22 protein-coding genes are annotated in these 23,360 nt (G+C 71.8%); 6 read left to right on the top strand and 16 right to left on the bottom strand.

Annotated elements, in window-relative coordinates; translation table 11 throughout:
• The first annotated feature begins 110 nt into the window (after positions 1-110).
• From O7610_RS01690 to O7610_RS01680, 3 genes are all read left to right on the top strand, one after another.
• Positions 111-350 carry a CPCC family cysteine-rich protein gene (locus tag O7610_RS01690; RefSeq protein WP_281554004.1) on the top strand — a complete coding sequence of 80 codons (240 nt, stop codon included), beginning with the start codon at positions 111-113 and terminating at the stop codon, positions 348-350.
• A gap of 336 nt (positions 351-686) precedes the next feature.
• Positions 687-1,418 carry a DUF4142 domain-containing protein gene (locus tag O7610_RS01685; protein WP_281554003.1) on the top strand — a complete coding sequence of 244 codons (732 nt, stop codon included), beginning with the start codon at positions 687-689 and terminating at the stop codon, positions 1,416-1,418.
• A 122-nt stretch (positions 1,419-1,540) separates the two neighbouring features.
• Positions 1,541-2,383, top strand: coding sequence for a DNA-formamidopyrimidine glycosylase family protein (locus O7610_RS01680; protein WP_281554002.1), 843 nt, complete (start codon positions 1,541-1,543; stop codon positions 2,381-2,383).
• On the opposite strand, the gene pspM is transcribed toward O7610_RS01680, so the two are convergent.
• From pspM to O7610_RS01645, 7 genes are all read right to left on the bottom strand, one after another.
• Positions 2,286-3,071 (bottom strand): phage shock envelope stress response protein PspM, encoded by a 786-nt coding sequence (gene pspM / locus O7610_RS01675; RefSeq protein WP_281554001.1) that lies wholly within the window; start codon positions 3,069-3,071, stop codon positions 2,286-2,288. The genes O7610_RS01680 and pspM overlap by 98 nt on opposite strands.
• A 32-nt stretch (positions 3,072-3,103) precedes the next feature.
• Positions 3,104-3,985 (bottom strand): PspA/IM30 family protein, encoded by an 882-nt coding sequence (locus tag O7610_RS01670; RefSeq protein ID WP_289212506.1) that lies wholly within the window; start codon positions 3,983-3,985, stop codon positions 3,104-3,106.
• A 232-nt stretch (positions 3,986-4,217) separates the two neighbouring features.
• Positions 4,218-4,730: a helix-turn-helix domain-containing protein gene (locus O7610_RS01665; protein ID WP_289212505.1), complete on the bottom strand. Its 513-nt coding sequence runs from the start codon at positions 4,728-4,730 to the stop codon at positions 4,218-4,220.
• A gap of 166 nt (positions 4,731-4,896) precedes the next feature.
• A complete protein-coding gene (locus tag O7610_RS01660; RefSeq protein WP_281555506.1) occupies positions 4,897-5,394 on the bottom strand; it encodes a CinA family protein in 498 nt (165 codons plus the stop codon).
• 80 nt (positions 5,395-5,474) lie between these two features.
• Positions 5,475-6,077 (bottom strand): CDP-diacylglycerol--glycerol-3-phosphate 3-phosphatidyltransferase, encoded by a 603-nt coding sequence (pgsA, locus tag O7610_RS01655; protein ID WP_281553998.1) that lies wholly within the window; start codon positions 6,075-6,077, stop codon positions 5,475-5,477.
• Between the two features lie 4 nt (positions 6,078-6,081).
• Positions 6,082-7,614, bottom strand: a complete 1,533-nt coding sequence (gene rimO / locus O7610_RS01650; RefSeq protein WP_475049051.1) for a 30S ribosomal protein S12 methylthiotransferase RimO — start codon at positions 7,612-7,614, stop codon at positions 6,082-6,084.
• A gap of 67 nt (positions 7,615-7,681) precedes the next feature.
• Positions 7,682-10,189, bottom strand: coding sequence for a DNA translocase FtsK 4TM domain-containing protein (locus O7610_RS01645; protein ID WP_281553996.1), 2,508 nt, complete (start codon positions 10,187-10,189; stop codon positions 7,682-7,684).
• 237 nt (positions 10,190-10,426) lie between these two features.
• Here O7610_RS01645 and O7610_RS01640 point away from each other — a divergent pair, with 237 nt between their 5' ends.
• The 3 genes from O7610_RS01640 to O7610_RS01630 are packed head-to-tail and all read left to right on the top strand — an operon-like array spanning position 10,427 to position 14,299.
• On the top strand, positions 10,427-10,897 hold the full coding sequence (locus O7610_RS01640) for a type III secretion system chaperone family protein (protein ID WP_475049054.1): 471 nt from the start codon (positions 10,427-10,429) through the stop codon (positions 10,895-10,897).
• A 4-nt stretch (positions 10,898-10,901) separates the two neighbouring features.
• Positions 10,902-12,728, top strand: coding sequence for an HSP90 family protein (locus tag O7610_RS01635; protein WP_289212504.1), 1,827 nt, complete (start codon positions 10,902-10,904; stop codon positions 12,726-12,728).
• Positions 12,725-14,299, top strand: coding sequence for a type III secretion system chaperone family protein (locus O7610_RS01630; protein ID WP_281553994.1), 1,575 nt, complete (start codon positions 12,725-12,727; stop codon positions 14,297-14,299). Before O7610_RS01635 ends, O7610_RS01630 begins: the two co-directional genes overlap by 4 nt.
• On the opposite strand, the gene O7610_RS01625 is transcribed toward O7610_RS01630, so the two are convergent.
• The 9 genes from O7610_RS01625 to O7610_RS01585 form a co-directional block, all read right to left on the bottom strand.
• Positions 14,256-14,630, bottom strand: a complete 375-nt coding sequence (locus O7610_RS01625) for a DUF2784 domain-containing protein (RefSeq protein ID WP_281553993.1) — start codon at positions 14,628-14,630, stop codon at positions 14,256-14,258. The genes O7610_RS01630 and O7610_RS01625 overlap by 44 nt on opposite strands.
• Positions 14,631-14,760: 130 nt before the next feature.
• Complete coding sequence (locus tag O7610_RS01620) at positions 14,761-16,338, bottom strand: S1 family peptidase (protein WP_281553992.1); 1,578 nt, start codon at positions 16,336-16,338, stop codon at positions 14,761-14,763.
• Positions 16,339-16,514: 176 nt separating this feature from the next.
• Positions 16,515-16,709, bottom strand: a complete 195-nt coding sequence (locus O7610_RS01615) for a DUF397 domain-containing protein (RefSeq protein WP_278168005.1) — start codon at positions 16,707-16,709, stop codon at positions 16,515-16,517.
• Between the two features lie 92 nt (positions 16,710-16,801).
• Positions 16,802-17,719: a helix-turn-helix domain-containing protein gene (locus O7610_RS01610; RefSeq protein WP_289212503.1), complete on the bottom strand. Its 918-nt coding sequence runs from the start codon at positions 17,717-17,719 to the stop codon at positions 16,802-16,804.
• Positions 17,720-17,811: 92 nt separating this feature from the next.
• A complete protein-coding gene (locus tag O7610_RS01605; protein ID WP_281553990.1) occupies positions 17,812-19,500 on the bottom strand; it encodes a ribonuclease J in 1,689 nt (562 codons plus the stop codon).
• The gene (gene dapA, locus O7610_RS01600) at positions 19,497-20,420 is read right to left on the bottom strand and encodes a 4-hydroxy-tetrahydrodipicolinate synthase (protein WP_281553989.1); all 924 of its coding nucleotides are present in this window, start codon (positions 20,418-20,420) and stop codon (positions 19,497-19,499) included. Before dapA ends, O7610_RS01605 begins: the two co-directional genes overlap by 4 nt.
• A 60-nt stretch (positions 20,421-20,480) precedes the next feature.
• Positions 20,481-21,236, bottom strand: a complete 756-nt coding sequence (thyX, locus tag O7610_RS01595; protein ID WP_281553988.1) for an FAD-dependent thymidylate synthase — start codon at positions 21,234-21,236, stop codon at positions 20,481-20,483.
• A 93-nt stretch (positions 21,237-21,329) separates the two neighbouring features.
• A complete protein-coding gene (locus tag O7610_RS01590; RefSeq protein ID WP_281553987.1) occupies positions 21,330-21,908 on the bottom strand; it encodes a DUF2752 domain-containing protein in 579 nt (192 codons plus the stop codon).
• An 89-nt stretch (positions 21,909-21,997) separates the two neighbouring features.
• Positions 21,998-23,245, bottom strand: a complete 1,248-nt coding sequence (locus tag O7610_RS01585; protein WP_281553986.1) for a winged helix-turn-helix domain-containing protein — start codon at positions 23,243-23,245, stop codon at positions 21,998-22,000.
• Between the last annotated feature and the right edge of the window lie 115 nt (positions 23,246-23,360).

Here is a 23,360-nt window from a genome sequence, read left to right as displayed (position 1 = left end):
CACGGGCGGGTGCGCCGGAGGTACCCGCCGTCGGCGGTGCGCTTGTCGACGGACCGCCGACGGGGTACCTCAGGCACATGCCCGAAACGTTCCTGTGGAAGGCTTAGCGGGTGGTCCCGTACTCAGTCGACAGATGCCCCTGCTGTGGCTACCGGACCGGATGCACCACCTGCCCCGTCTGCTTCTGGACCGACGACGGCCAGGGCGATGGCGACGCTGAGGTGGTGCGTGGCGGGCCGAACGGCGACTTGAGCCTGTCCCATGCCCGGCTCAACTTCGCAATCTACGGCGCCAGCCATCTGCGCTACGCCGACATCGTCCGGCCACCGCGTCCCGACGAGTCACCGTAGCGATTCCAGTGATCCGCCGGGTCAGGAATTGGCCGACATTCTGCTACGGTATCGGCGCCCTGTTACCGCGACGCCACGAACCGCACTCCTACCACGAGATACCAGGCGGCCAGATTCGCGCTATGTGAACAAGCCCGTGACCTCCACGTTGAACCGGGAACATCAGCTGAACGGACGATGCCGGCAATCTCAGTAAGATTAGCCACAGCAAACGTTTAGGTGCTCCTTTTTTTCTGTGGTTCCGAGCCGAAAGCATTGACGCGCAGGCGGCATTCGACATAACGTTCTTGTCGATCATCGACCGCTCTGTCGACCCCACTCGGAGGTTGAAACACTATGGCCCGGGCACGATCTGCGGCACACACCCCGCGCCGGTTGGCAGCAGTCCTGGTGGGTCTCGTCGCCGGGCTGCTCGCACTGCCCGGCGCCGCGCTCGCGCAGCCCTCCGGAGCGACCCAGCTCGCCGCCACCGACATCCAGTTGCTCAACGGCGTCCGGCTCGCCGGACTGTGGGAGATCCCGGCTGGTGTGCTGGCCGCAGAGAAGGGCAGCACGCAGAGGGTCCGCGAGGTCGGCGCCGAGATTGCCGACCAGCACATCGAGCTCGACCTGTTGGTGGTCGAAGCGGCCAACGAGCTCGGCGTGGAGCTGCCCACCGACCCGACCCCCACCCAGCAGGGCTGGGTCGACGAGATGAAGGTCGCGGAGGGTGCCCGGTTCGACCGGATCTTCGTTGAGCGGCTCCGCGCCGCCCACGGCAACATCTTCCCGGTCATCGGTGCGGTCCGAGCGAGTACCCGTAACGACGTCGTCCGGCAGCTCGCGCAGGACGCCAACGGCTTCGTCCAGACCCACATGTCACTGCTGGAGAGCACCGGTCTGGTGCGGTACGGCGAACTTCCCCCGGTTCCTCTGCCGGCACCGCCGGACGACAGCCTCCTCGCTGCGGTACAAGCCAACGCGGAGATCAACAACGGTATCAACTCGACAGCGATCTGGGTGGTGCTGATCGGTGCGCTGGCGCTCGGCACCGCAGCCACCTTCGCCGTGTTCCGACGACGATACTGACCGTCATCGTCACCCTGACTGCCCGGGCCGGAGACATCTGGCCCGGGCAGTCGGCTGTCCGGCCTGAGGCAGTCGGCCGGCTATCGGCCCGCCCGGTCACGACCTGCGGCAGGATTGTCGTCGTGCCTGAAGGCGACACCGTCTGGAACACCGCTCACCGGCTGCGGGAAGTGCTGGCTGGCCGGCTGCTCACCGGCAGCGACTTCCGGATCCCCCGGCTCGCGACCACCGACCTGTCCGGCTGGACCGCGCTGGACTGCGTGAGCCGTGGCAAGCACCTGCTGCTGCGGCTCGCGGCACCGGACGACCGGCGGTACACCTTGCACTCGCACCTGCGGATGGACGGCAGTTGGCGGACCTACCGGGTCGGTCAACGCTGGACGGCCCGGCCGGCACACCTGATTCGCGTGGTGCTGCGCACCGGTGAATCCGTCGCCGTCGGCTACCACTTGCACGAACTGATGCTGGTGGTGACGGACCGCGAGTCGGAGCTCACCGCCGGGCTGGGGCCGGATCTACTCGGTGCTGACTGGGACGCGACCGAAGCGGTCCGCCGGCTCGCCGCTCGGCCCGAGACGCCCGTCGTCGAGGCGCTACTCGACCAGCGTAATCTCGCCGGGATCGGCAACGTCTACGCTTGCGAGTTGCTGTTCCTGCGTGGTGTCGCGCCCGGTACGCCGGTCCGCGAGGTGCCGGACCTGGCCGCCGTCGTCGACCTGGCACGCCGGCTGCTGGTCGCCAACCGGGGGCGGGCCAGCCGCAGCATCACCGGCCTACCTGGGGAGGCCACCTACGTGTACGGCCGCTGGCGGCGGCCGTGCCGCCGCTGCGGCACGGCGGTGCGACGCACCGAGTCGGCGGGCCGGGTCACCTACTGGTGCCCGACGTGCCAGCCGGGTCTGGTGGCTGGCGCAGCTCCGCCAGCCCGGCGGCAACCCCCCGCAGCAGGTCACCGGCCTCGGTGAGCCGGCTCACCGACGGGTGCTGCCCGACCGCACGACCGTCCTCGGCGACGTAGTTGGCGGCCGCCGCGACGAGACCTTCGTAAGCGACGGTGCCGGCTTCCAACTGCTCGACGAGCACCCGATGCGAGTTGGCCAGCCCGGCATCGGCCGGAGCCAGCCGTACCGCCTTCTCCACGCTGGCCACCCGGTACGCCAGGTCGCGCAGGGACTGCTCGGCCACCGCGGCTTCGAGCTGGGCCGACTCGCCCGGCCCGGTCAGCCGCGGCACCAGCCCGGCGAGGGTACGCGCGGCCCGGTCCAGCCGGGTCCAGACGTCCGCCGCCACCGTTCCGCGCAACGCCAGCAGCGCCTGCTGTCGGCGTACCTCACCGACGGCGGCCCGGCCGAGCGGAATCCGCTCGACGGTGGCGACCAGCTTGAGCCGGGCCTGCTCGGCGGCGATGGCCGGATCCGGCGTGGGGGGTGGCGGTTGCCCGGCCAGCGCCCGCAGGTCGGACCAACGCCAGAAGGCCAACGCCGTGCTGGCACCGGCCGCCGCCGCCCATACCGCGTCGACCGGACTGACCCCCGCGTACGGCAGCAGCACCGCCGCCGCGCCACCGAAGCCGCCAGCGAGTACGGTCCACCGGCGGGCACCCCGACGCAGGCGACGCAGCCTGCGGAAGTAACGAGTCCGTGGATCCACCACCGTTGCTCCTTCCCGCCCCCCTGGCCCGATGGTCAGCCGGCGGCGGAGGCGTCACCGGTGTTCTTGTCCTTCGCCATCGAGGCACGGAGCTGGTCGAGGCGGGCGACACTGGCACCGTCCGCGCCGGCCGTGCTGTCCGCACCCGCCGGGGTCTGCTCGACCGCCAGCCCTGGCTGTGCCCCGGCGAGCTTCTCTCCCGCCATGCTGGCCCGGATCTGGTCGAGCCGCGACGAACCAGCCATGTCGAGGGTGGACTTCTGCACCTCGAGCATCCGCCCCTCGACGGAGTTGCCGGCCAGCTCGGCCCGGCCCATCGCGGTGGCGTAGCGCTGCTCGATCTTGTCCCGCACCTCGTCGAGCGACGGCGTGTTCTTCGGCGCGGCGAGCGCCGACATCGACTCCAGCGACGACGCCACGGTCTCCTGCATCTTGGCCTGCTCGAGCTGGCTCAGCAACTTGGTCCGCTCGGCCAGCTTCTGCTGCAGGATCATCTGGTTGTTCTCCACCGCCTGACGGGCCTGGGCGGCGGCGGCCAACGACTGGTCATGCAGGGTCTTGAGGTCCTCCATCGACTGCTCGCCGGCGACCAACTGGGTGGCGAGAGTCTGGGCGGTCTGCTCGTACTTGTTCGCCTCCGCCTCGTCGCCCTCGGCGCGGGCCTTGTCGGCCAGCACCAGCGCCTGCCGGGCCATCCCCTGCAGTCGCTCGACCTCGCTCATCTGCCGGGAGAGTTTCATTTCCAGCTGTCGCTGGTTGCCGATCACCGCGGCGGCCTGCTGAACCAGTGCCTGGTGCTGGCGCTGGGCGTCCTCGATCGCCTGCTGGATCTGCACCTTGGGGTCGGCGTGCTCATCTATCTTGGCGCCGAACAGCGCCATCAGGTAGCGCCAACCCTTGACGAACGGGTTCGCCATCTCTGCGGTATCCCCTCACTATCGGCGCGAACGGTCAGGCGGTCACGGCGGCCCGACCCGGGCGGTACGGTGCGCCGGCACCCCTACCATCGTCCCAGGCCGTCGCCACCGCGTAAGCCGCCATCGGTGGGATCCGGCAGGGTGGGCCGGTTGAGGGTCAACCTTAGTGTCCCGGATCCAGCGGTGGCGAGCCCAGGATCCGGCAGCCCGCAGCCGCTCGACCGGCTGCGGCTCAGGCGGCGCAGACGACGTCACGGTCCCGACCACCGGTGTTCGGCACCCGCCGGGAGGCCCGCAGCGTCGTCTTGAGCGGCGAGTCGCTGCGGACCGAGACGGTCACCCCGCCCTCGGAGGCGACCTGGTGCGCCGAAGCGTCGCCCCGCTCGGTCGTACCGACGGCGCCGTCCGGGGCGGAGCGCAGCGCTTCGCTGTGGCTCGGCCGCTCCTCCAGGGGCCGCTCGGACGACGTCGGGGACTGCTCGGGAAACGGAACCAGCAGGCCCTGCCGCTGCTCAGCGACGGCGACGGTGTGGCTCACGTCACGCAGCACCTCCGACAACTGGGCACCCAAGGCGTCGCAGATCGCAGCGAGCAGCTCACTCGAGGCTTCCTTCTGGCCGCGCTCGATCTCGGAGAGGTAGCCGAGGCTGACGTTCGCGGCGGTGGAAACCTCGCGCAGAGTCCGGCGCTGACCCTGCCGGCGGGCACGCAGCGCGTCACCGATAACGCGGCGTAGCAGGACCATCGCACCTCCCCCTGTCCGGGACCGGCCGGCGAGTGCCGGAGGCTTCCCGCAACCTTATCCGTTCGCCACCCGATCGACACCCCACCCGAGAGCACGAATCGGGCCCGGCAGGGCGATCAGAGTCAGATGTCAGTTATATCCGCTCGGCGTTGCGGGTGTCCCCCGCTCAGGGCCGCGTGGCGTGTAGTTGCGTCGTCAGCAGCCGCAGGGCAGCGGTCACGCTCGACCTGCGTACCGCATCCCGACCGCCGCCGAGGTCCAACCGCCGGACCTGATGCACTCCAGCCGGACCGGCCAGGGCAACGTAGACTCGCCCGATCGGCTTGCCGCCCTGCGGCTGTGGGCCGGCCACCCCGGTGGTAGCCAGCGCCCAGTCGGCGGCGCACCGGACCCGGGCACCCCGGGCCATGGCGACCGCGACGTCCGGGTCGACCGGTCCCCGGTCGGCGAGCAACCGCTGCGGCACCCCGGCCAGGGTACGCTTCAGGTCGGTGGCGTACACGACCAGCCCACCGCGGAAGACCAGGCTCGCCCCGGCAACCTCGACCAGGGCGGACGCCAGCAAGCCACCAGTGAGCGACTCGACGACCGCAAGCGTCTCGCCCCGCTCAGCCAGGGCGTGCACGACCGCCGCAGCCGGGCTGCCGCTGGCCGACCGCCCCATGCCGAGATCGCCGCCGTCCGGCGGCGGCCGCCCGCCCGCTGACGCGCCGGCCGGAGGCACCCGGTCCGACCCGGCCGAGGTCACCGGTCCGGCCCGGTACGGCGCAGCCGCAGCGCGCGGACCAGGTAGTCCAGCCCGGTCGCCACGGTGACCAGCAGCGCGGCCGCCATGATCCACGGAGCGACTGCGGCGAGCACCGACGGCAGCGGCAGCAGGTACCAGACGATCGCCGTGATCTGCAGCGCCGTCTTCGCCTTGCCGCCCCGGCTCGCCGCGATCACCCCGTGCCGCAGCACCCAGAAGCGGATCAGCGTGACCCCCCACTCACGCACCAGGATCAGCCCGGTCACCCACCAGGGCACCAGGTCGTACCAGGACAGCAGTACCAGCGCGGTGCCGGTCAGCGCCTTGTCGGCGATCGGGTCCGCGACCTTGCCGAACGACGTCACCAAGGCGTACCGGCGGGCGATCCAGCCGTCGATCAGGTCGGTCGCCGACGCGACGACGAACGTCAGGCAGGCGGCGATCTGCCAGCCCGGGTGGGTCATCCCGGAGAGAATCACGAACACCACGAAGACCGGCACCAGCACCATGCGTAGCCCGGTGAGCGCGTTGGCCGCGTTGACCACCGGTACCGCAGCGACGGCGGTACGCGGACCGGCGGAGGCACCCGGCTCGGTCATCGGCTCACCTGACCGCGCTGGAGAGCGGCCGGTCGGCCGTACCGGACGAGAGCACGTCACTCGGCACTGCCACCAGGTCGACCCCTTCGGTCCCGGTCACCGTCGCCCGGACCAGGTCGCCGGGGCGCAGCGTGGCGAGGTCGACCCCGGCTCCGGTGACACCGGCAGCGCCGGCCACCAACGTCGTCGAACCGTCCACCTCCGGTGCCTGGTGCGCGGCCCGACCCTCCACCAGCCCGTCGTCGACGCTGTCGACCAGCACCTCCACCGTCGTGCCGACTCGTTCCTCGGCCCGCTGCGCGCACAGCTCGTCGGCCAGCGCACAGATCCGGTCATAGCGCCGCTTCACCGTGGCGGCCCGTACCTTGTCGGGCAGACCGGCGGCCTCGGTGCCGTCCTCGTCGCTGTAGTCGAACACCCCGATCGCGTCCAACCGGGCTGCGGACAGGAACCGGACCAGTTCGTCGACGTCCGACCGGGTCTCACCGGGGAATCCGACGATGAAGTTGCTTCGCGCGCCGGCCTGCGGCGCCAACGACCGGGCCGAGGCCAGCAGGTCGAGGAACCGCCCGGTGGAGCCGAAGCGCCGCATCCGGCGCAGCACCGGCTCACTGGCGTGTTGGAAGGACAGATCGAAGTACGGTGCCACGCCGGCCGTGGTGGCGATCGTCTCGATCAGACCCGGACGGGTCTCCGCCGGCTGCAGATAGCTGACCCGTACCCGGACGATGCCGTCGACGGCAGCCAACTGTGGCAGCAGTTTCTCCAGCAGCCGCGGATCCCCCAGGTCCTTGCCGTACGAGGTCGAATTCTCGCTCACCAGCACCAGTTCCCGAACGCCGGTGCCGGCCAGCCACTCGGCCTCGGCCAGCAGCTCCTCGGGAGCGCGGGAGACAAACGCCCCCCGGAACGCCGGGATGGCGCAGAAGGCGCACCGGCGGTCACAGCCACTGGCCAGCTTCAGTGACGCCACCGGGCCGCCGGCCAGCCGGTGCCGCAGGACCGCGCGCAGGTGCGCAGGAGTACGTTCGTCGACCGTCGCGTGACCGGGCACCACGACACCGGAGTGCTGCCGGGACACCGGGGTCAGGGGCAGCATCGTGCGGCGGTCCCGCGGGGCGTGCGCGGGCAGCTGCTCGCCGGCCAGCACCGCCCGCAGCCGGCCGGAGATATCCGGGTAGTCGTCGAACCCGAGGACGGCCTGCGCCTCCGGCAGGTGCTCGGCGAGCTCCCGGCCGTACCGTTCGGCCATGCAGCCGGCAGCCACCACCTTGGCCCCGCCGTCCGCGGCATCGAGCAGCGTCTGCACCGAGTCCTGCTTGGCCTTCTCGACGAAGCCGCAGGTGTTGACGAGCACCACGTCGGCACCGTCGGCGTCGGTGGTCACCTGCCAGCCGTCGGCGTCCAGCCGGGCGGCCAACTCCTCCGAGTCGACCTCGTTGCGGGCGCACCCCAGGGTGAGCAGGGCGACGCGCCGGCCGGACGGTTGGGCGGGAGGCGGGGGAAAAGCAGACACCTGACGAGGGTACCGGGCCATTGGCGTACGGCGGCCGGGCGGCGCGGTGCCGGACGATCCGATCGGTCAGCCGACCGGACCAGTGCGGTCAGCTCGCCTCGACGGCCCGCAGACTCGCCAGCGCGTCCTCCAGCTCGTCCGGCTTGACCAGCACGTCGCGTGCCTTGGAACCCTCGGACGGCCCGACGATGCCCCGGGTCTCCATCAGATCCATCAACCGGCCCGCTTTGGCGAACCCGACCCGCAGTTTGCGCTGCAGCATCGAGGTCGACCCGAACTGCGAGGTCACCACCAGCTCGATCGCCTGGACCAGCAGGTCGAGGTCGTCGCCGACGTCCTCGTCGATCTTCTTCTTGTTCTCCTGGGCGGTGGTGAGCACGTCGGGGCGGAATTCCGGCTCGCGCTGCTTCTTGCAGAAGGCGACGATCTCGTCGATCTCCTTCTCACTGACCCAGGCACCCTGGATGCGCAGCGGTTTCGACGCACCCATCGGCAGGAACAGGCCGTCGCCCCGGCCGATCAGCTTCTCGGCGCCCGGCTGGTCCAGGATGACCCGCGAATCGGACAGCGACGACGTGGCGAAGGCCAGCCGGGACGGCACGTTCGCCTTGATGAGGCCGGTCACCACGTCCACCGACGGCCGCTGGGTGGCCAGCACCAGGTGGATGCCGGCGGCCCGGGCGAGCTGGGTGATCCGGACGACCGAGTCCTCCACGTCCCGGGGGGCGACCATCATCAGGTCGGCCAGCTCATCGACGATCACCAGCAGGTACGGGTACGGCCGGATCTCCCGCTCGCTGCCGGGCGGAGCGGTGATCTCCCCGGCCCGTACCTTGCGGTTGTAGTCGTCGATGTGCCGGACACCGTTCGCGGCCAGGTCGTCGTAGCGCATGTCCATCTCGCGTACCACCCACTCCAGCGACTCGGCCGCCTTCTTGGGGTTGGTCACGATCGGGGTCACCAGGTGCGGGATGCCCTCGTACCCGGTCATCTCGACCCGCTTGGGGTCGATCAGCAGCAGCCGTACCTCGTCCGGGGTGGCCCGGCTGAGGATCGAGATGAGCAGCGAGTTCAGGCAGGACGACTTGCCGGCGCCGGTCGCCCCGGCGATCAGGATGTGCGGCATCTTCGCCAGGTTGGCCACCACGAAGCCGCCCTCGATGTCCTTGCCGAGCGCCACCAGCATCGGGTGATGGTCGGCACCGGCGGCACGGGAGCGCAGCACGTCACCGAGCGACACGTCCTCCCGGTCGGTGTTCGGGATCTCCACGCCGACCGCGCTCTTGCCCGGAATCGGGCTGAGGATCCGCACGTCAGGTGACTTCACCGCGTACGCGATGTTGCGGGAGAGCTGGGTGATCCGCTCGACCTTCACCCCGTGGCCGAGCTCCACCTCGTATCGGGTCACCGTCGGACCCCGGGTGAACCCGGTGACCGCCGCGTCAACGTCGAACTGCTCGAACACCCCCTGCAGTGCGGCGATCACCTCGTCGTTGGCCTTGCTGCGGGTCTTCGCCGGTGGACCGGTCCGCAGCAGCTTTGCCGGTGGCAGGCGGTAGTCCCCGGACAGCCCGGTGATCGCCAACTGCTCGGCGCGGGTCGGGGTCGGCGAATGCTCCGGCGGCTCCGGCGGGGTGCGGGTGGTCGGCACCTTCGCCGCCGGCCGGCGCGGCAGCTCCATCGTCTCCTGCAGATCGAGCGGCTCGGCCAGGGTGCCATCGTCACCGGCCGACGACACCGGCAGGGCGTCGGCCGTCCGGCTGGCCTGCCGGCGGCGCGGCGGCCGGCGGCGGGCCCGCTCGTCACCGGCGGTCTCGTCGTCAGCGGTGTCGGCACCGGCCGGGGCCGGATCGGACTCCGGCCCACGCCCGGTCACCACCCCGGCGAGCAGCCCGAGCCGCTCCGGGATCCGGTTGATCGGGGTGGCGGTGACCACCAGCAGACCGAAGACCAGCAGCAGGATCAGCAACGGCACGCCGACCCAGTAGCTGACCGTGTGCTCCAGTACCGTGCCGATGCCGAGTCCGATCAGCCCGCCGGCGTAGTCACGTTGCAGGTCGTCGTCGGGGCGTTGGCCGATGTGCAGCAGCCCCGCCGTGGCGACCAGCATCGCCGACCAGCCGACCAGCCCGCGGCCCCGAGGGTCCGGCTCCTCCGGTGGATCACGCATCAGCCGGACCGCGCCGATCAGCAGCAGCAACGGCACGGCGACCGCGATCGCGCCGATGAACAGCCGCATCATGTCCGCGACGCGGACCCCGAACGGCCCGGCCGCGCCGAACCAGATCGCCATCGAGGTGAGAATGGCCAGGCCGAGTACGAACAGCCCGGCACCGTCGCGCCGGTGCTCCGGGCTCAACTCCCGCGCGGTGGCCGCCCGGCGACCGGCGGTACGCACCGCCCAGCCGACGCCGTGCGCCAGCCCCATCCAGGTGGCACCGACAGCACGACCGACCAGGACGGCCGGCGAGTTGCGGGCCGGGCGCCGACGGGCTGTCGGGCGCTTGCGGGCCGGGGTCCGGGCACGACCGGTCGCGGCGCCACGGCTGGTCGACCCGCCGCGCCGCCGACTCGCCTGGGAGGTTCGGCCGGCCATAGAGTCCCACGGTAACCCCGCCGGCATACAAACCCTCGCTTTTCCGGGTCGTGTCCGAACCACGCGGGGCGGCGCGGCTGTGCCACCATTCCGATCGGCCCCTACTGTCCCCCGGGGCCACGACGACGACGTCCACCGCCGGACCCCCGTCCGGACATCGCCGGCCCGACCGCGCGCCGGCCCCCGGCCGGGGCGCGAGGCCCCCTGTCCGACGTGCCGTACCGAAAGGACCACCGCATGCCCCCGCCGGACCCAGACGACCTGCCCGACGCGCCCTCCGGCAGCGGTGCGATGCAGGTGCTGCGGCCGCTGACCACCGCGATGATCGCCGAGACCCTCACCGCGCGCGGCTACCACTTCCAGGCCGACTCCGACGACGAACTGGTCGGCCGGTGGAACGACAACCTGATCGTGTTCTCCCGGCTCGGACCCAACGGCGAGGTGCTGCGGGTGCGGACCATCGCGCCAACCCTGTTCACCGTGGACGACGTGCCCGCGCTGTACGCCTTCTGCAACGAATGGAACCACGACCGGCTGTGGCCCAAGGCCTTCGTCCACGTCGACGACGACGGCACCGCCCGGGTCTGCGGTGAACTGATCACCGCGCTGGAACGCGGAGTCAGCTCACCGCAGCTCGACCACCTGCTCGACTGCGGGATCGCCACCGGCTGCCAGGTCTGCGAAGCCGTCGCCGAGTTGGCGGGCTGACCGGATGGAACACCGTTTCCAGGTCGACCTGCGCGGCATCGTCGACCTGCTCAGCCACCACCTGTACGCCAGCCCCCGGGTGTTCGCCCGGGAGCTGGTGCAGAACGCCACCGACGCGATCACCGCCCGGCGCGAGGCCGAGCCCGACTGGGCCGGCGGTACCGTCCGGATCGAGCCCACCGCCGACGGTGGCCTGCGGGTGCACGACGACGGCATCGGCCTGACCGAACCGCAGGTGCACACCTTCCTGGCCAGCGTCGGGCGTACCTCCAAACGGGACGACCTGGGCTTCGCCCGGCAGGACTTCCTCGGCCAGTTCGGCATCGGCCTGCTGTCGTGCTTCATGGTCGCCGACACCGTCGAGGTGGTGACCAGTTCGGCCCGGGGCGGACCGGCGGTGCGCTGGATTGGGTACGCCGACGGGCGCTACACCACCGAGGTCGACGACGCCGCACGCGGCTCGGTCGGCACCACCGTCACGCTGCGTCCCCGCGCCGACGCCGGACACTGGCTGGCCGCCGACCAGGTCCGCGACCTGGTCCGCGACTACGCCCGGCTGCTGGACGTCCCGGTGCTGTTCTGCCCGCCCGGAGGCGAGCCGGTCCGGCTGACCGAGCCGCAGGCCCCGTGGGAGGTGGTCCACGCCGACCCGGCGGCCCGCCGGGAGGCGCTGCTGGACTACGGCGCGACGCTGCTCGGTGCCCGACCGATGGACGTGATCGACCTGCGGGTACCGGAAGCCGGGCTGGTCGGCGTCGGCTTCGTGCTGCCGTCGGCGTCAACGGTCGGCCAGGGCGGTCACCGGGTCTACCTGAAACGGATGCTGCTCAGCGACGACGCCAGCAAGCTCCTGCCCGAGTGGGCGTTCTTCGTCCGCTGCGTGGTCGACACCTCCGTGCTGCGCCCGACCGCCAGCCGCGAGGCGCTCTACGAGGACGACCTGCTCGGCGGGGTCCGCGACGGGCTCGGCGAGCAGATCCGCAGCTGGCTGCTTGAGCTGTCGGTCAGCCAGCCGGAACGGCTCGCCGCTTTCCTGCGGGTGCACCACCTCGGGGTCAAGGCGCTCGCCGTCCGCGACGACGAGATGCTGCGGCTGGTCGACTCGTGGCTGCCGTTCGAGACCAGCCGGGGGATGATGCCGCTGCGGCTGTTCCGCCAGCATCTGGCGATGATCCGGTACGTGGAGACGGTCGACGAGTTCCGGTCACTGGCCGCGATCGCGTCCGCCGCCGGTACGCCGATCGTCAACGCCGGCTACGCCTACGACGCGGAGATCCTGCAGCGCCTGCCCCGGCTGGACCCGGCGATCCGCACCCGCCGGCTGGACCCCGGTGAGCTGGCCGCCCGGTTGGAGACCCTCTCGCCGGGGCAGCTGGCGGTGGCGGAGACCTTCCTGGCCACCGCCCGCACGGTGCTGGCCGAGCTGGACTGCGTACCGCAACTGCGGCAGTTCGACCCGGTCACGGTGCCGGCCCTGTACGTCCTCGGCCAGGCCGCCCGCGAGCAGGACAGTGTGCGCCGTGCGGTGGCCGGCTCCGACGAGCTGTGGTCGGAGGTGCTGTCCGCGTTCGCCGACGTCGACGTCGACCACCGACCGGAGCTGGTGTTCAACTGGCGGCACCCGCTCATCCGCCGGCTCGCCGGGCAACCGGCGGGAGCGGCGCTGCGCAACGCCGTCGAGGCACTGTACGGTCAGGCGCTGCTCGCCGGTCACCATCCGTTGCGGGCGGTGGACAGCGCCGCGCTCAACCGGTCCTTCCTGGCCCTGCTGGACCGGGCCTTCACCGATCCGGCCGCCGGGCCGGACACCACCGCCGAGGAGACCCCGTGACCGCCGAGGAGCTGGTTCAGGCGCTGGACGAGGCCACCGACCTGCCCGACGGCGACGGCAAGATCGCCGAGCTGGAACGGATCGCCGCGCACGCCGACGCGGCCGGGCAGGCACGGATCGGTTTCGACGCGCGGATGGCGCTGATCGAGACGTACAACCACCACACCGAACGCTGGCGGATGCTGCCGGCGTTCGGCTGGTGTCTGAGCACCTTCGACCGGTACCCGGAGCTGTTCGAGCCGTGGGACGCCGAACTGCTGCGCTGGTACCACAAGTGGGCGGTCGCCACGCTGCGCGGCACGCCCCGGGTGGGTCTGGCGCAGACCCGGGCCGCGCTGGACGACATGGAGCGCCGGTTCACCGCCAGTGGGCAGAGTCTGCAGGCGGTGTACAACCTGCGCTGCAAGATAGCCGACCATGTCGGCGACGAGGCCCAGGCCCGGCAGTGGCTGGACCGGTGGCGGACGGCCCCACGGGACGAGAACAGCGACTGCGCCGGCTGTGACCCGTCCCGCCAGGCCGAGCTGCTCGCCGGCTGGGGTGAGTGGGAGGCGGCGCTGGCGATCGTCGAACCGGTGCTCAGCGGTGCGGTCGGCTGCACCGAGCAGCCGGAGAAGGCGCTGGTCGCGGTGATCATGCCGTACCTGCGGCTGGGCCGGTACGCCGACGCGGCGCAGGCGCACGTGCGGGCGTACCGGCGGCACCGGCACGAACGTGATGCCTTCCCGTACCTGGCCGAGCATCTGCGGTTCTGCGCGTTGGTCAGTCAGCACCAGCGTGGCCTGGCGATCCTCGCCGAGCATCTGGAGTGGCTCGACCGGCCGTACGACGAGGCCTCGGCGATGGAGTTCGCCGCCGCCGGCGCTCTGGTCTGCCGGCTCGCGGCCGCCGCCGGCCACGGCGACGAGACGATCCACCGGCCGGAGTACGGCGGCCGGCCGGCCGCCGACCTGCCGATGGCCGCGCTCGGCGCGCAGCTGGCCGCCACCGCCACCGAGCTGGCGGGCCGGTTCGACGCCCGCAACGGCACCGACCACCAGTCGCGTCGGATCACCGACTGGCTGGCCGCCGAGCCGCTGACCGACACCGTCGAGCTACCGGCCGATCAGCCGCCGGCCACCGGCGGCGAGGTCGGCGTACCGCCGGCGGGCGGCAGCCCGGACGTGGTCTCGCCGTTGACTCTGGAGGGCATCACGGCGGCGCTCAACGAACGCGGCGACCGGTACTTCGTCGATGACAGCGGAGTGGTCGGCGGCAAGTGGGGACATGCGGTGATCCACTTCGAACGGCTCGGCGAGCAGCAGCGGGTGCTGCACAGCCGGGTGCTGGCCGACCGGCGGCTGCCGGCGGACCGGCTGGCCGAGGCGTACCGGTTCTGCAACTCGTGGAACCACGACCGGCTGCTGCCGAAGGCCTACGTGCACGACACTGGTTCCGGCGAGCTGATCCTGGCCGGCGACGTGAGCACCGACCTGGCGTACGGGGTCAGCGGGGCGCAGCTCGCCGCGCTGGTGAACGCGGCGGTCATCACCGGGGCGCAGTTCGCCGACGCCGTCGCCGAACTGCCCTGAGCACCCCGGCCCAGCTGGCCACGACGACCGTGGCCAGCGCCAGCCGGGCCGCCCAGGCGTACTGGTCGGGGTAGATCACTCCGGTCAGGTAGCGCTCGACGAACCCCTCGTCGAAGCCGGCCTGGCCGGCCCGGCGGCGGGACCAGTGCTCAGCGACGGTGAGCGGGCAGCTCAGGTTGGCCGCGACCACCAGCACCCCCCAGCCCGCCGCGGTGAGATGCAGCCAGATCGTCCGCGGCCACCGCCAGGCCAGGAAACCGCCGACCGCCAGGTAGGCGAGGAACCCGAAGTGTGCCGCCAGGATGACGACGGTCAGCAACTCGTAGCCCATCGTGACCTCCCGTAGGCCAGGCTACGAGCGCCGGTTGACGGCTGACAGGGTACGCGTACTCAGCGGCGGGACGTGGGTGTGCGCCGTCCCCGGGGAGGGCGGTCCCCGGGGACGGCGCGGCGGGTGGCGGTCAGTTCACCGAGAACCCGAGGAGGTAGCCACCCACGCCCCGACCGGACTGCACCCGGTACCGGTAGGCACCGGCGGGTCCGGAGAAGTTCAACCGGGTCATCGTGGCACCGGCGCGGTCGCCCCGGGCGACCGTGCGCCAGCCGTCGGCGGTGAAGCGTTGCAGCGCGAGCCCGAAGGCCGCGCCGGCCGGTGCCTGCAGGCAGGCGGTGTGCCGGCCGGCACCGGCCCGGAAGAACCTTCCGTCCGGCTGGGTCTGCCGGTCACCGACCCGGTTCAGCTCGCCGTCGCGCAGCACCGGGTGGTCGGCGCAGGGACTCTGCGGCGGGTCCGCCGGCTGGGTCGGCGCGACCGTCGGTACGGCGGTCGGCACGCCGCTCGGCGGGGTCGCACCGTCCTCAGTGGTGACCAGGGTCAGGTTGTTGACCTGCAGGATCTCGGCCAGCGGCTGGAAGAATGTGACGCCACCGGTGCGGCAGTTGCCGGAGCCGCCCGAGGTCACGCCCTGCGCCTGGTCGCCGGAGAGCCAGGCACCGCCGGAGTCGCCGGGTTCGGCGCAGACGTCGGTGCGGGTCAGCCCGCTGACCGCACCCTCCGGGTAGTTGACCGTGACGTCCTTGGCCCGGATCACGCCGCACCGGGTCCCGGTGGTGGACCCGGAACGGCAGATGCTGGCCCCGACCGGCGCCTCCACGCTGCCGGCGACCGGCAGGTTGTTGCCGTTGAAGTCGTTGACCACCGGCTGCGGCGTCCAGTCGTCGTCGACCGCGACGAACGCCCAGTCGTCGCCGGGGAACGACGACGCCTGGAACACGCCCTGCGCCTGCCGGTTGAACCCGGTGGTGGTGTCGCCGGGGCGGCCGCAGTGCCCGGCGGTGACGAAGCCGCCGATTACGGAGAAGCCGACCGAGCACCGGCCGCCGGCACCGATGAAGTAGGGATCGCCGCCGCGGACGTCGAACAGCGGCACCGGCGCCTCGTCGGTGGCGTCCACCCGGACCGCGTCGGCCGGCACTCCGGCGGCGGCGGCGAAGTCCCGGGCAGCGGGCTGGGCTCCGGGCCGGGCGAGCAGCACCACGGTGTTGTCGGCCAGGTCGACGTACCAGCCGGCCAGGTCGGGGCTGGCGGCGTCACCCACCCGGTCCAGGCTTTCCTTCACGCCGGTCAACTGCTGCTGGCTGCGGGCCACCAGGCGGGCCTCGGCACCGGCGGCGCGGACCCGGCCCAGCTGTGCGGGGTCGGTCACCGCGACGACGAGGTCGGCACCGTCCTGGCTGATCCACGCGCCCGCGTACGCCGCGTCGAGGTCGGCCCGCAGAACGTCGACGGTACGGGTGGCCCAGCGTTCGGTGGCCAGCCGGGTCCGGGCGTCCGCCGCACTGACGCCGAGGTCGCGACGCAGCGCGGCGACGAGGTCGTCGTGCGCGGCGGCCGGCTGGCCGTCCGTACCGGCCGGCTGACCGGTGGCGACGTCGCCGTCGGTCGGGTCGTCGCCGGCCACGGCCGGCAGGGTCACCCCGGCGAGCAGCCCGACCGCGGCGACGGTGATTCCGGCGGTAACGATTCGTCGGCGTCGCATCCTTACCTCCTCTGCCGTTGGCGTCGGATGGACGCCGACAGGTGGTACGGAGGGCGCCGGTCGATGGATCGGCCGGCCCGGATGCCGAATGTCACAGCCGGGTTGATGAACCGCCCGGGGCCGCGTCACGTACCAGGTGTCGGCCGAGTCGGTGGGAGGCGGCCTCCACCCGCCTCCTACCGGCCGGCGAAGTCGCCCCGGTTGACGCCGCGCAGGAACCGTCGCCACTGCTGCCGGTCGACGTCCAGCCAGGGCCCGTCCGGCTCGGCCGAGTCGCGCAGCGCCACGTCACCGGAGGCGGTCACGGTAGCTTCCAGGCACGCGTTGGTGTCACACCGGCTGCTCCGCCACCAGCCGCGATATGTCCGCATCATAGTCTTTTCTCCGCTTCAGACTTAATGCCGACTATTCGGCATTTGCCTGGTTAACGCGGCAGCTGGCCCGGCCGATACGCGACCGGAACTCACCCACCGACGGACGGGGCCTCCGCGACCGGCAGATCGGCGGACAACGTCGCCGTCCGCTCGGTGATCAACCGGGCCGAGGTCGCCTCGTCGTGGGCCGAGTCCCAGATGTGCGCGAAGTAGTCGCGGTGCCGGCCGATCCGCTGCGCCGCGTGGACGATCTCGTCCAGCAGGATGCCCTCGCGGTAGAGCAGCGCGTTCTCCTCGTCACCGAAGTCGAGCAGCGTGAACGGTGCCAGCATCGCCATGATCGCCGCGTCGGCGAACGGCACGATCCGCACCCGCACGTTCGGTCGCCGCGCCACCCGTAGCAGGGCGGCGAACTGCCCGACCATCACCCGCGGCCCGCCGATCGTGCGCCACAGCACCGACTCGTCCAGCACCAGGTGGAACTCCGGCGGATCGGGCCGGTCCAGCACCTGGTCACGGCGACGCAGCCGGGCCTCGAGCCGCAGCGCGCGGTCGGCCTCCGGCAGCTCGCTGCGCCAGAAGTTCAACACGAACTCGCCGTACTCGCGGGTCTGCAGCAGGCCCGGGATCAACGTCGGCTGGAACACCCGGATGGCGCTGGCCTCGCCCTCCAACTGCAGCAGCTGCAGCATCGCCGGAGTCAGGTGCTCCCGGTAGCGCGGCTCGTCCCACCAGCCCCGCAACCGGGAGGTACGGGCGTCGCGCAGCAGCCGCCCGGCCCGGTCGGCGTCCACCACGCCGTACAACTCCAGCAGGGCCCGCAGATCGGTGGTCGAGACCGAGACGCTGCCCTTCTCGATCCGGTTGACCTTGGAGACCGACCAGTCGAGGGCGTCCGCCACCTTGCCCTGGGTCAGCCCGGCCGACTCGCGGGCGCGACGCAGCGCGAGTCGGAGCCTGCGCCGCGCCGCCGCAGGGGACTCACCGGAGCCGGGATCGCCTGGCACGCCAGCCTTCTCGTCACGACAGTGGGTAACTGTCCGACCAGTATGCCCGCCGGCCGGCCGCCCGGTCAGCCCCGGCGGGCCTCAGGACGTCTTCAAACCTCCACCACGGTCGGTACGATCATCGGCCGGCGCCGGTACGCGTCGTTGACCCAGCGGCCGACAATCCGCCGGACCACCTGCTGCAGCTGGTGTGGATCGGTGATGCCGTCAGCAGCGGCCCGACCCAACGCTTCGGTGATCAACGGAACGACCGCGTTGAACGCCTCCGGGTCCTCGGAGAATCCCTTCGCCGACACGGTCGGCCCACCGACCACCTTGCCGGTCACCGAGTCGACCACCACGGTCGCCGCGATGAACCCGCCGTCGCCGAGGATCCGCCGCTCGGTCAGCAACGACTCGCCGACGTCACCGACCGCGAGACCGTCCACGTAGACGTACCGACTCTTGACATGCCCGACCAGGGTGGCGTGCCCGTCCACCAGGTCGACGACGTCACCGTCCTCGCAGAGCACGACCCGCTGCGGGTCCAGACCGGACTCGATGCCGAGCCGGGCGTGCGCCCGCAGGTGCCGCCACTCGCCGTGCACCGGCAGCAGGTTGCTCGGCCGCACCACGTTGAGCAGGTAGAGCAGCTCCCCCGCCGGCGCGTGCCCGGAGACGTGCACCTTGGCGGTCTCCTTGTGGATCACGGTCGCCCCGGCCCGGGCCAGCTGGTTGATCACCCGGTAGACCGAGGTCTCGTTGCCCGGCACCAGCGAGCTGGCCAGCACCACGGTGTCGCCGGGCGCGACGGTGATGTGCCGGTGGTCACCGGTCGCCATCCGGCCCAACGCGCTCATCGGCTCGCCCTGCGACCCGGTGGACATCAGCACGATCCGGTCCGGCGGCAGGGCCGTCGCCTCGTCCAGCCCGACCACCAGGCCGGGCGGGATCCGCAGCAGGCCGAGGTCCCGGGCGATGCCCATGTTGCGCACCATCGACCGGCCGATCAGCGCGACCTTGCGGTCGTACTCGTACGCCGAGTCGATCACCTGCTGCACCCGGTGCACATGGGAGGCGAAGCTCGCCACGATGATCCGGCCGGTGGCCTTGCCGAAGATCGAGTCGAGTACCGGACCGATGTCGCGTTCCGGGGTGACGAAGCCGGGGGTCTCGGCGTTGGTCGAGTCGGACAGCAGCAGGTCGACGCCTTCGGCACCGAGCCGGGCGAAGCCGGCCAGATCGGTGATCCGCCCGTCCAGCGGCAGCTGGTCCATCTTGAAGTCACCGGTGTGCAGCACCAGGCCGGCCGGGGTGCGGATCGCCACCGCGAGCGCGTCCGGTATCGAGTGGTTCACCGCGAGGAACTCGCACTCGAACGGCCCGATCCGTTCCCGCTGACCCTCGCGTACGGTCAACGTGTAGGGCTCGATTCGCCGCTCGGCCAGCTTCGCCTCGACCAGCGCCAGGGTGAACTGGGAACCCACCAACGGAATGTCCGGTTTGTGGGCGAGCAGGTACGGCACCGCGCCGATGTGGTCCTCGTGGCCGTGGGTCAGCACGATCGCCTGGACGTCGGCGAGCCGGTCCAGGATCGGGGCGAAGTCCGGCAGGATCAGGTCGACCCCGGGCTGCTCCACATCCGGGAAGAGCACCCCGCAGTCCACCACCAGCAGCTTGCCGTCGAACTCGAAGACCGTCATGTTGCGACCGATCGCGCCGAGCCCGCCCAGCGGGATCACCCGCAGCCCGCCCGGCGGCAGCTGCGGCGGCAGGTCCAACTCCATGTGTGCCTGGCTCACGGCAGCTCCAGTCCGGCGTCGGCGCAGTCGGCCCGCAACTGGTCCAGCTCGGCGTCGGTGGCCTCGACCAGTGGCGAGCGCACCGGACCGGCGGGCAGGTCGAGCACCCCGAGCGCCGCCTTGACCAGGATCGTGCCGGGGCTGCGGAAGATGCCGGTGAACAGCGGCAGCAACCGGCGGTGCAGGGCCAGCGCGGCGGCGTGCTCGCCGGCGACGTACGCCTCAATCATCTGCTTGGTCAGCGCACCGGTCAGGTGGGTCGAGGTGCCGACCAGTCCGACCCCGCCGATCGCCAGCGTCGGCAGGGTGAGCGCGTCGTCACCGCAGTAGTACGCCAGGTCGGTGCGGCCGGTCACCCAGGAGGTGGCGGCCAGGTCGCCCTTGGCGTCCTTGACCGCGACGATCCGCTCGTGCTCGCCGAGCCGGGCCAGCGTCTCACTGCTCATCGCGATGCCGGTGCGGTGCGGGATGTCGTACGCCATCACCGGCAGCCCGGTCGCGTCGGCAACCTCGGTGAAGTGCCGGACCACCCCGGCCTGCGGCGGCTTGTTGTAGTACGGCGCGACCACCAGCAGCCCGTGCGCGCCGACCTTCTCGGCGGCGACCGCCAACTCGACCGTGTGCCGGGTGTCGTTGGTGCCGACACCGGCGACCACCCGGGCCCGGTCCCCGACCGCGTCGATGACGGCCCGGAGCAGCTGCTCCTTCTCGGCATCGGTGGTGGTCGGCGACTCGCCGGTGGTGCCGCTGATCACCAGGGCGTCGTTGGCCTGCTCGTCGACCAGGTAGCTGGCCAGCCGGGCGGCGCCGTCGAGGTCGAGCGAGCCGTCGTCGTTCATCGGGGTGACCATGGCGGTCAGGAGTCGCCCGAACGGGGTCGGTGTCCCCGCCCCGGGACCGGCTAGGTGGTGCTGCGTCATACGGACAACCTATCGGACGGCCGCACCGCGTTCTCAGCGCTGGTGGTACGGGCCGGTGGCCTATTCCCCCTGCCGGGTGTACGGGCTCGCGGCGACCTCGCTGCCGTCCGGCAACCGGCGGATCTCGAAGTCGGCGAAGACGCTCGGCGCCACCCGCTGCAACTGCCGCAGGCACTCCACCGCCAGGTCGCGGATCTCCACGTCGGCGTGCTCGGTGGCCCGCATCCCGATGAAGTGCCGCCAGGCCCGGTAGTTGCCGGTGACCACGATCCGGGTTTCGGTGGCGTTCGGCAGCACCGCCCGAGCCGCCTGCCGGGCCTGCTTGCGGCGCAGCGTCGGGTTGGGTTCGTCGACGAACCGCTTCTCCAGACCCTCCAGCAGCTCGGTGTAGGCCCGCACGCTCGCCTCGGCGGCGGCGACGAACTGCCGGTGCAGCTCGGGATCCTCGGCGATCACCGCCGGCTCGACCATGGCCGCGTCGCGCTCCGGCACGTACCGCTGGGACAGCTGGGAGTAGGAGAAGTGCCGGTGCCGGATCAGCTCATGGGTCAGCGACCGGGAGATCCCGGTCAGGTAGAACGTGACACTGCCATGCTCCAGCACCGACAGGTGCCCACTGTCCAGGATGTGTCGCAGGTAGCCGGCGTTGGTGGCGGTCGCCGGGTTGGGCTTGCGCCACGACTGGTAGCAGGCCCGGCCAGCGAACTCGGCCAAGGCTTGACCACCGTCGGCGTCGGTCGACCAGTCGACGTCGGCGGGCGGCTGGAACTGGGTCCAGGCGATCAGCGTGACCTGCGGCGACACGATTTCCGACATTTCTCGGACTCTAGTTGCCGGCCGGTATCACGGGCAAACACGGCGTCCATCGGGCGGGCCGACCACCGGCCGCCCGCAGGGCGGCCGCAGTGGTCAGACGTAGAACCAGCTGAACGGCTCCCACGGCAGGTTGCGCAGCACCGAGAACGCCAGCCAGACGCCCAGCGACCAGCCGACCGCCGTCGGGCTGAGCGACAACTGCGGCAACCGCCAGCGGAACAGCTGCTGGCCGACCCAGGCCAGGTAGACGTAGAGCAGGAACGGAACGGCGAAGACCACCAGCAGGTGGTGCCGGGCGGCAGCGCCGAGATCACCGTTGAGCAGATACCAGACCGCCCGGGTCCCGCCGCAGCCCGGGCAGTCCAGCCCGGTGGTCAGTTTCAGCAGGCAACTGGGTGCCGCCTCCGCGCTGCTGGTCGTCGGATCGGTGATCACCGTGTAGCCGGCGGCCGCGCCGATGCAGCCGAGCACCGCCAACGGGGCCAGCCAGCGCGGCGACCGCGCCCACAGCCGGTTGACCAGGCGGGTGAACCGGTCCGGTTGGGCCTGCGGCTGGTACGCGTACTGCTGGTGATAGTGGGAGTGATCGTCCGGGTTGGGACCGGCGTCGCCGGGCGGTCCCGGACCGTCACCGACGGGCCGTTGCACAGCCACGCCGTCTGGACCCGCCATCCGTCACGCCTCCCTTGATGCCGATCGTCCCACCGTACACCGGCCGGTCCCGCCGGCTCAGCCAACGACCAGGCCGCGCACCCGCCAGGTCAACCAATGGCCACGCCGCGCGAACCGGCGGCGGGCAACGCCCGGGTCAGCGGGCCGGCCAGGTCGCCGGTGGCCGGTGTCGCGACCTCGGACAGGCCGAGCCAGCCGGCCAGCCGGGTCAGCTCGCCGGCCAGGGCAGTCGCGGTCTGCCCCGGATCGGTGGTGGCGTCCGGCACCGGCCAGGCGGCCGGCACCCGCAGCACCCCGGCGGCCCGGTCCGCCTTGAGGTCGACCAGCGCGGTCAGCCGGTCGCCTTCGAGAAACGGCAGTACGTAGTAGCCGTGCACCCGCTGCGCGGCCGGTACGTAAATCTCGATCCGGTACCGCAGCCCGAACAGCCGCTCGGTGCGGGCCCGCTCCCAGACCACCGGGTCGAACGGGCTGAGCAGCGTGGCGGCCCGGATCCAGCGCGGCAACCGGGCCTGGTGGTGCAGGTAGGCGGGCTGCGACCAGCCCTGCACTCGGACCGGCCGCAGGATGCCGTCGGCGACCAGGTCGGCGACGACCGGCCGGACCGCCGCCGCCGACAGCCGGAAGTAGTCACGCAGCTCCGGCTCGGCGGCCACGCCGAGGCAACGGGCGGCGATCTCGACCAGCTGCCGGTGCGCCTGTGCCTCGGTCGGCGTCGGCGCGGCGACAACCCGGGGCGGCAGCACCCGCTCCGGCACGTCGTAGCGGCGTGCGAAGGTGCTGGTCCGCCCGGCGGAGCTGATCTCCCCGGCCCAGAACAGGTACTCCAGGGCGGTCTTGACCGCCGACCAGTTCCACCCCCAGTTGCCACTCGGCCGCATCGTGTCCTGCTCGAGCTGCGCGGCGGTCGCCGGGCCGCGGGCGCGAACCTCGGCGAGCACCCGGTCGACCAGCTCCGGCTGTTCGACGGCGATACGTCGGATGCCGCCCCAGGCGTCGTCGCGGGCGCGGGCCATCCGCCAGCGCAGCGCCGGCTGCAGATCGACCGGGATCAACGACGCCTCGTGGCCCCAGTACTCGAACAGCTCCCGAGGGGCATGCCCGGCGGCCCGGTCCAGCAGGTCGGTCGGGTACGGACCGAGCCGGCTGTACAGCGGCAGGTAGTGGGCGCGCTGTAGGACGTTGACCGAGTCGATCTGGATCAGGCCGACCCTGTCCAGCACCCGGCGCAGGTGCCGACGGTTCGCCACCTTAATCGGCACGGGGTCGGTGAAGCCCTGAGCGGCGAGCGCGATCCGGCGGGCCTGGGCGAGCGAGAGACTGTCTGGTAAGGGCATCGCCACGCAAGTTACCGCCCGGGTACGACATTGACGGCGGCACCGGAGGACCCGGCAGCCGGGCGCGGCCGATCTTCGCCGATCGGACCCGTCCGCCGCGGCGATTCTCAGCGAC

This window comes from Solwaraspora sp. WMMA2065 (genome assembly GCF_030345075.1).
Taxonomy (GTDB): domain Bacteria; phylum Actinomycetota; class Actinomycetes; order Mycobacteriales; family Micromonosporaceae; genus Micromonospora_E.
This window is presented reverse-complemented; position numbering and strand designations above follow the sequence as displayed.

Bases quoted from the DNA above. Each gene is read 5' to 3' on its own strand.
- O7610_RS01685 (WP_281554003.1), top strand. From the start codon at position 687: ATGGCCCGGGCACGATCTGCGGCACACACCCCGCGCCGGTTGGCAGCA.
- O7610_RS01670 (WP_289212506.1), bottom strand. From the start codon at position 3,985: ATGGCGAACCCGTTCGTCAAGGGTTGGCGCTACCTGATGGCGCTGTTC.
- O7610_RS01665 (WP_289212505.1), bottom strand. From the start codon at position 4,730: ATGGTCCTGCTACGCCGCGTTATCGGTGACGCGCTGCGTGCCCGCCGG.
- O7610_RS01660 (WP_281555506.1), bottom strand. From the start codon at position 5,394: ATGGGGCGGTCGGCCAGCGGCAGCCCGGCTGCGGCGGTCGTGCACGCC.
- pgsA (WP_281553998.1), bottom strand. From the start codon at position 6,077: ATGACCGAGCCGGGTGCCTCCGCCGGTCCGCGTACCGCCGTCGCTGCG.
- rimO (WP_475049051.1), bottom strand. From the start codon at position 7,614: ATGGCCCGGTACCCTCGTCAGGTGTCTGCTTTTCCCCCGCCTCCCGCC.
- O7610_RS01645 (WP_281553996.1), bottom strand. From the start codon at position 10,189: ATGGCCGGCCGAACCTCCCAGGCGAGTCGGCGGCGCGGCGGGTCGACC.
- O7610_RS01640 (WP_475049054.1), top strand. From the start codon at position 10,427: ATGCCCCCGCCGGACCCAGACGACCTGCCCGACGCGCCCTCCGGCAGC.
- O7610_RS01635 (WP_289212504.1), top strand. From the start codon at position 10,902: ATGGAACACCGTTTCCAGGTCGACCTGCGCGGCATCGTCGACCTGCTC.
- O7610_RS01625 (WP_281553993.1), bottom strand. From the start codon at position 14,630: ATGGGCTACGAGTTGCTGACCGTCGTCATCCTGGCGGCACACTTCGGG.
- O7610_RS01620 (WP_281553992.1), bottom strand. From the start codon at position 16,338: ATGCGACGCCGACGAATCGTTACCGCCGGAATCACCGTCGCCGCGGTC.
- O7610_RS01615 (WP_278168005.1), bottom strand. From the start codon at position 16,709: ATGCGGACATATCGCGGCTGGTGGCGGAGCAGCCGGTGTGACACCAAC.
- dapA (WP_281553989.1), bottom strand. From the start codon at position 20,420: ATGACGCAGCACCACCTAGCCGGTCCCGGGGCGGGGACACCGACCCCG.
- thyX (WP_281553988.1), bottom strand. From the start codon at position 21,236: ATGTCGGAAATCGTGTCGCCGCAGGTCACGCTGATCGCCTGGACCCAG.
- O7610_RS01590 (WP_281553987.1), bottom strand. From the start codon at position 21,908: ATGGCGGGTCCAGACGGCGTGGCTGTGCAACGGCCCGTCGGTGACGGT.
- O7610_RS01585 (WP_281553986.1), bottom strand. From the start codon at position 23,245: ATGCCCTTACCAGACAGTCTCTCGCTCGCCCAGGCCCGCCGGATCGCG.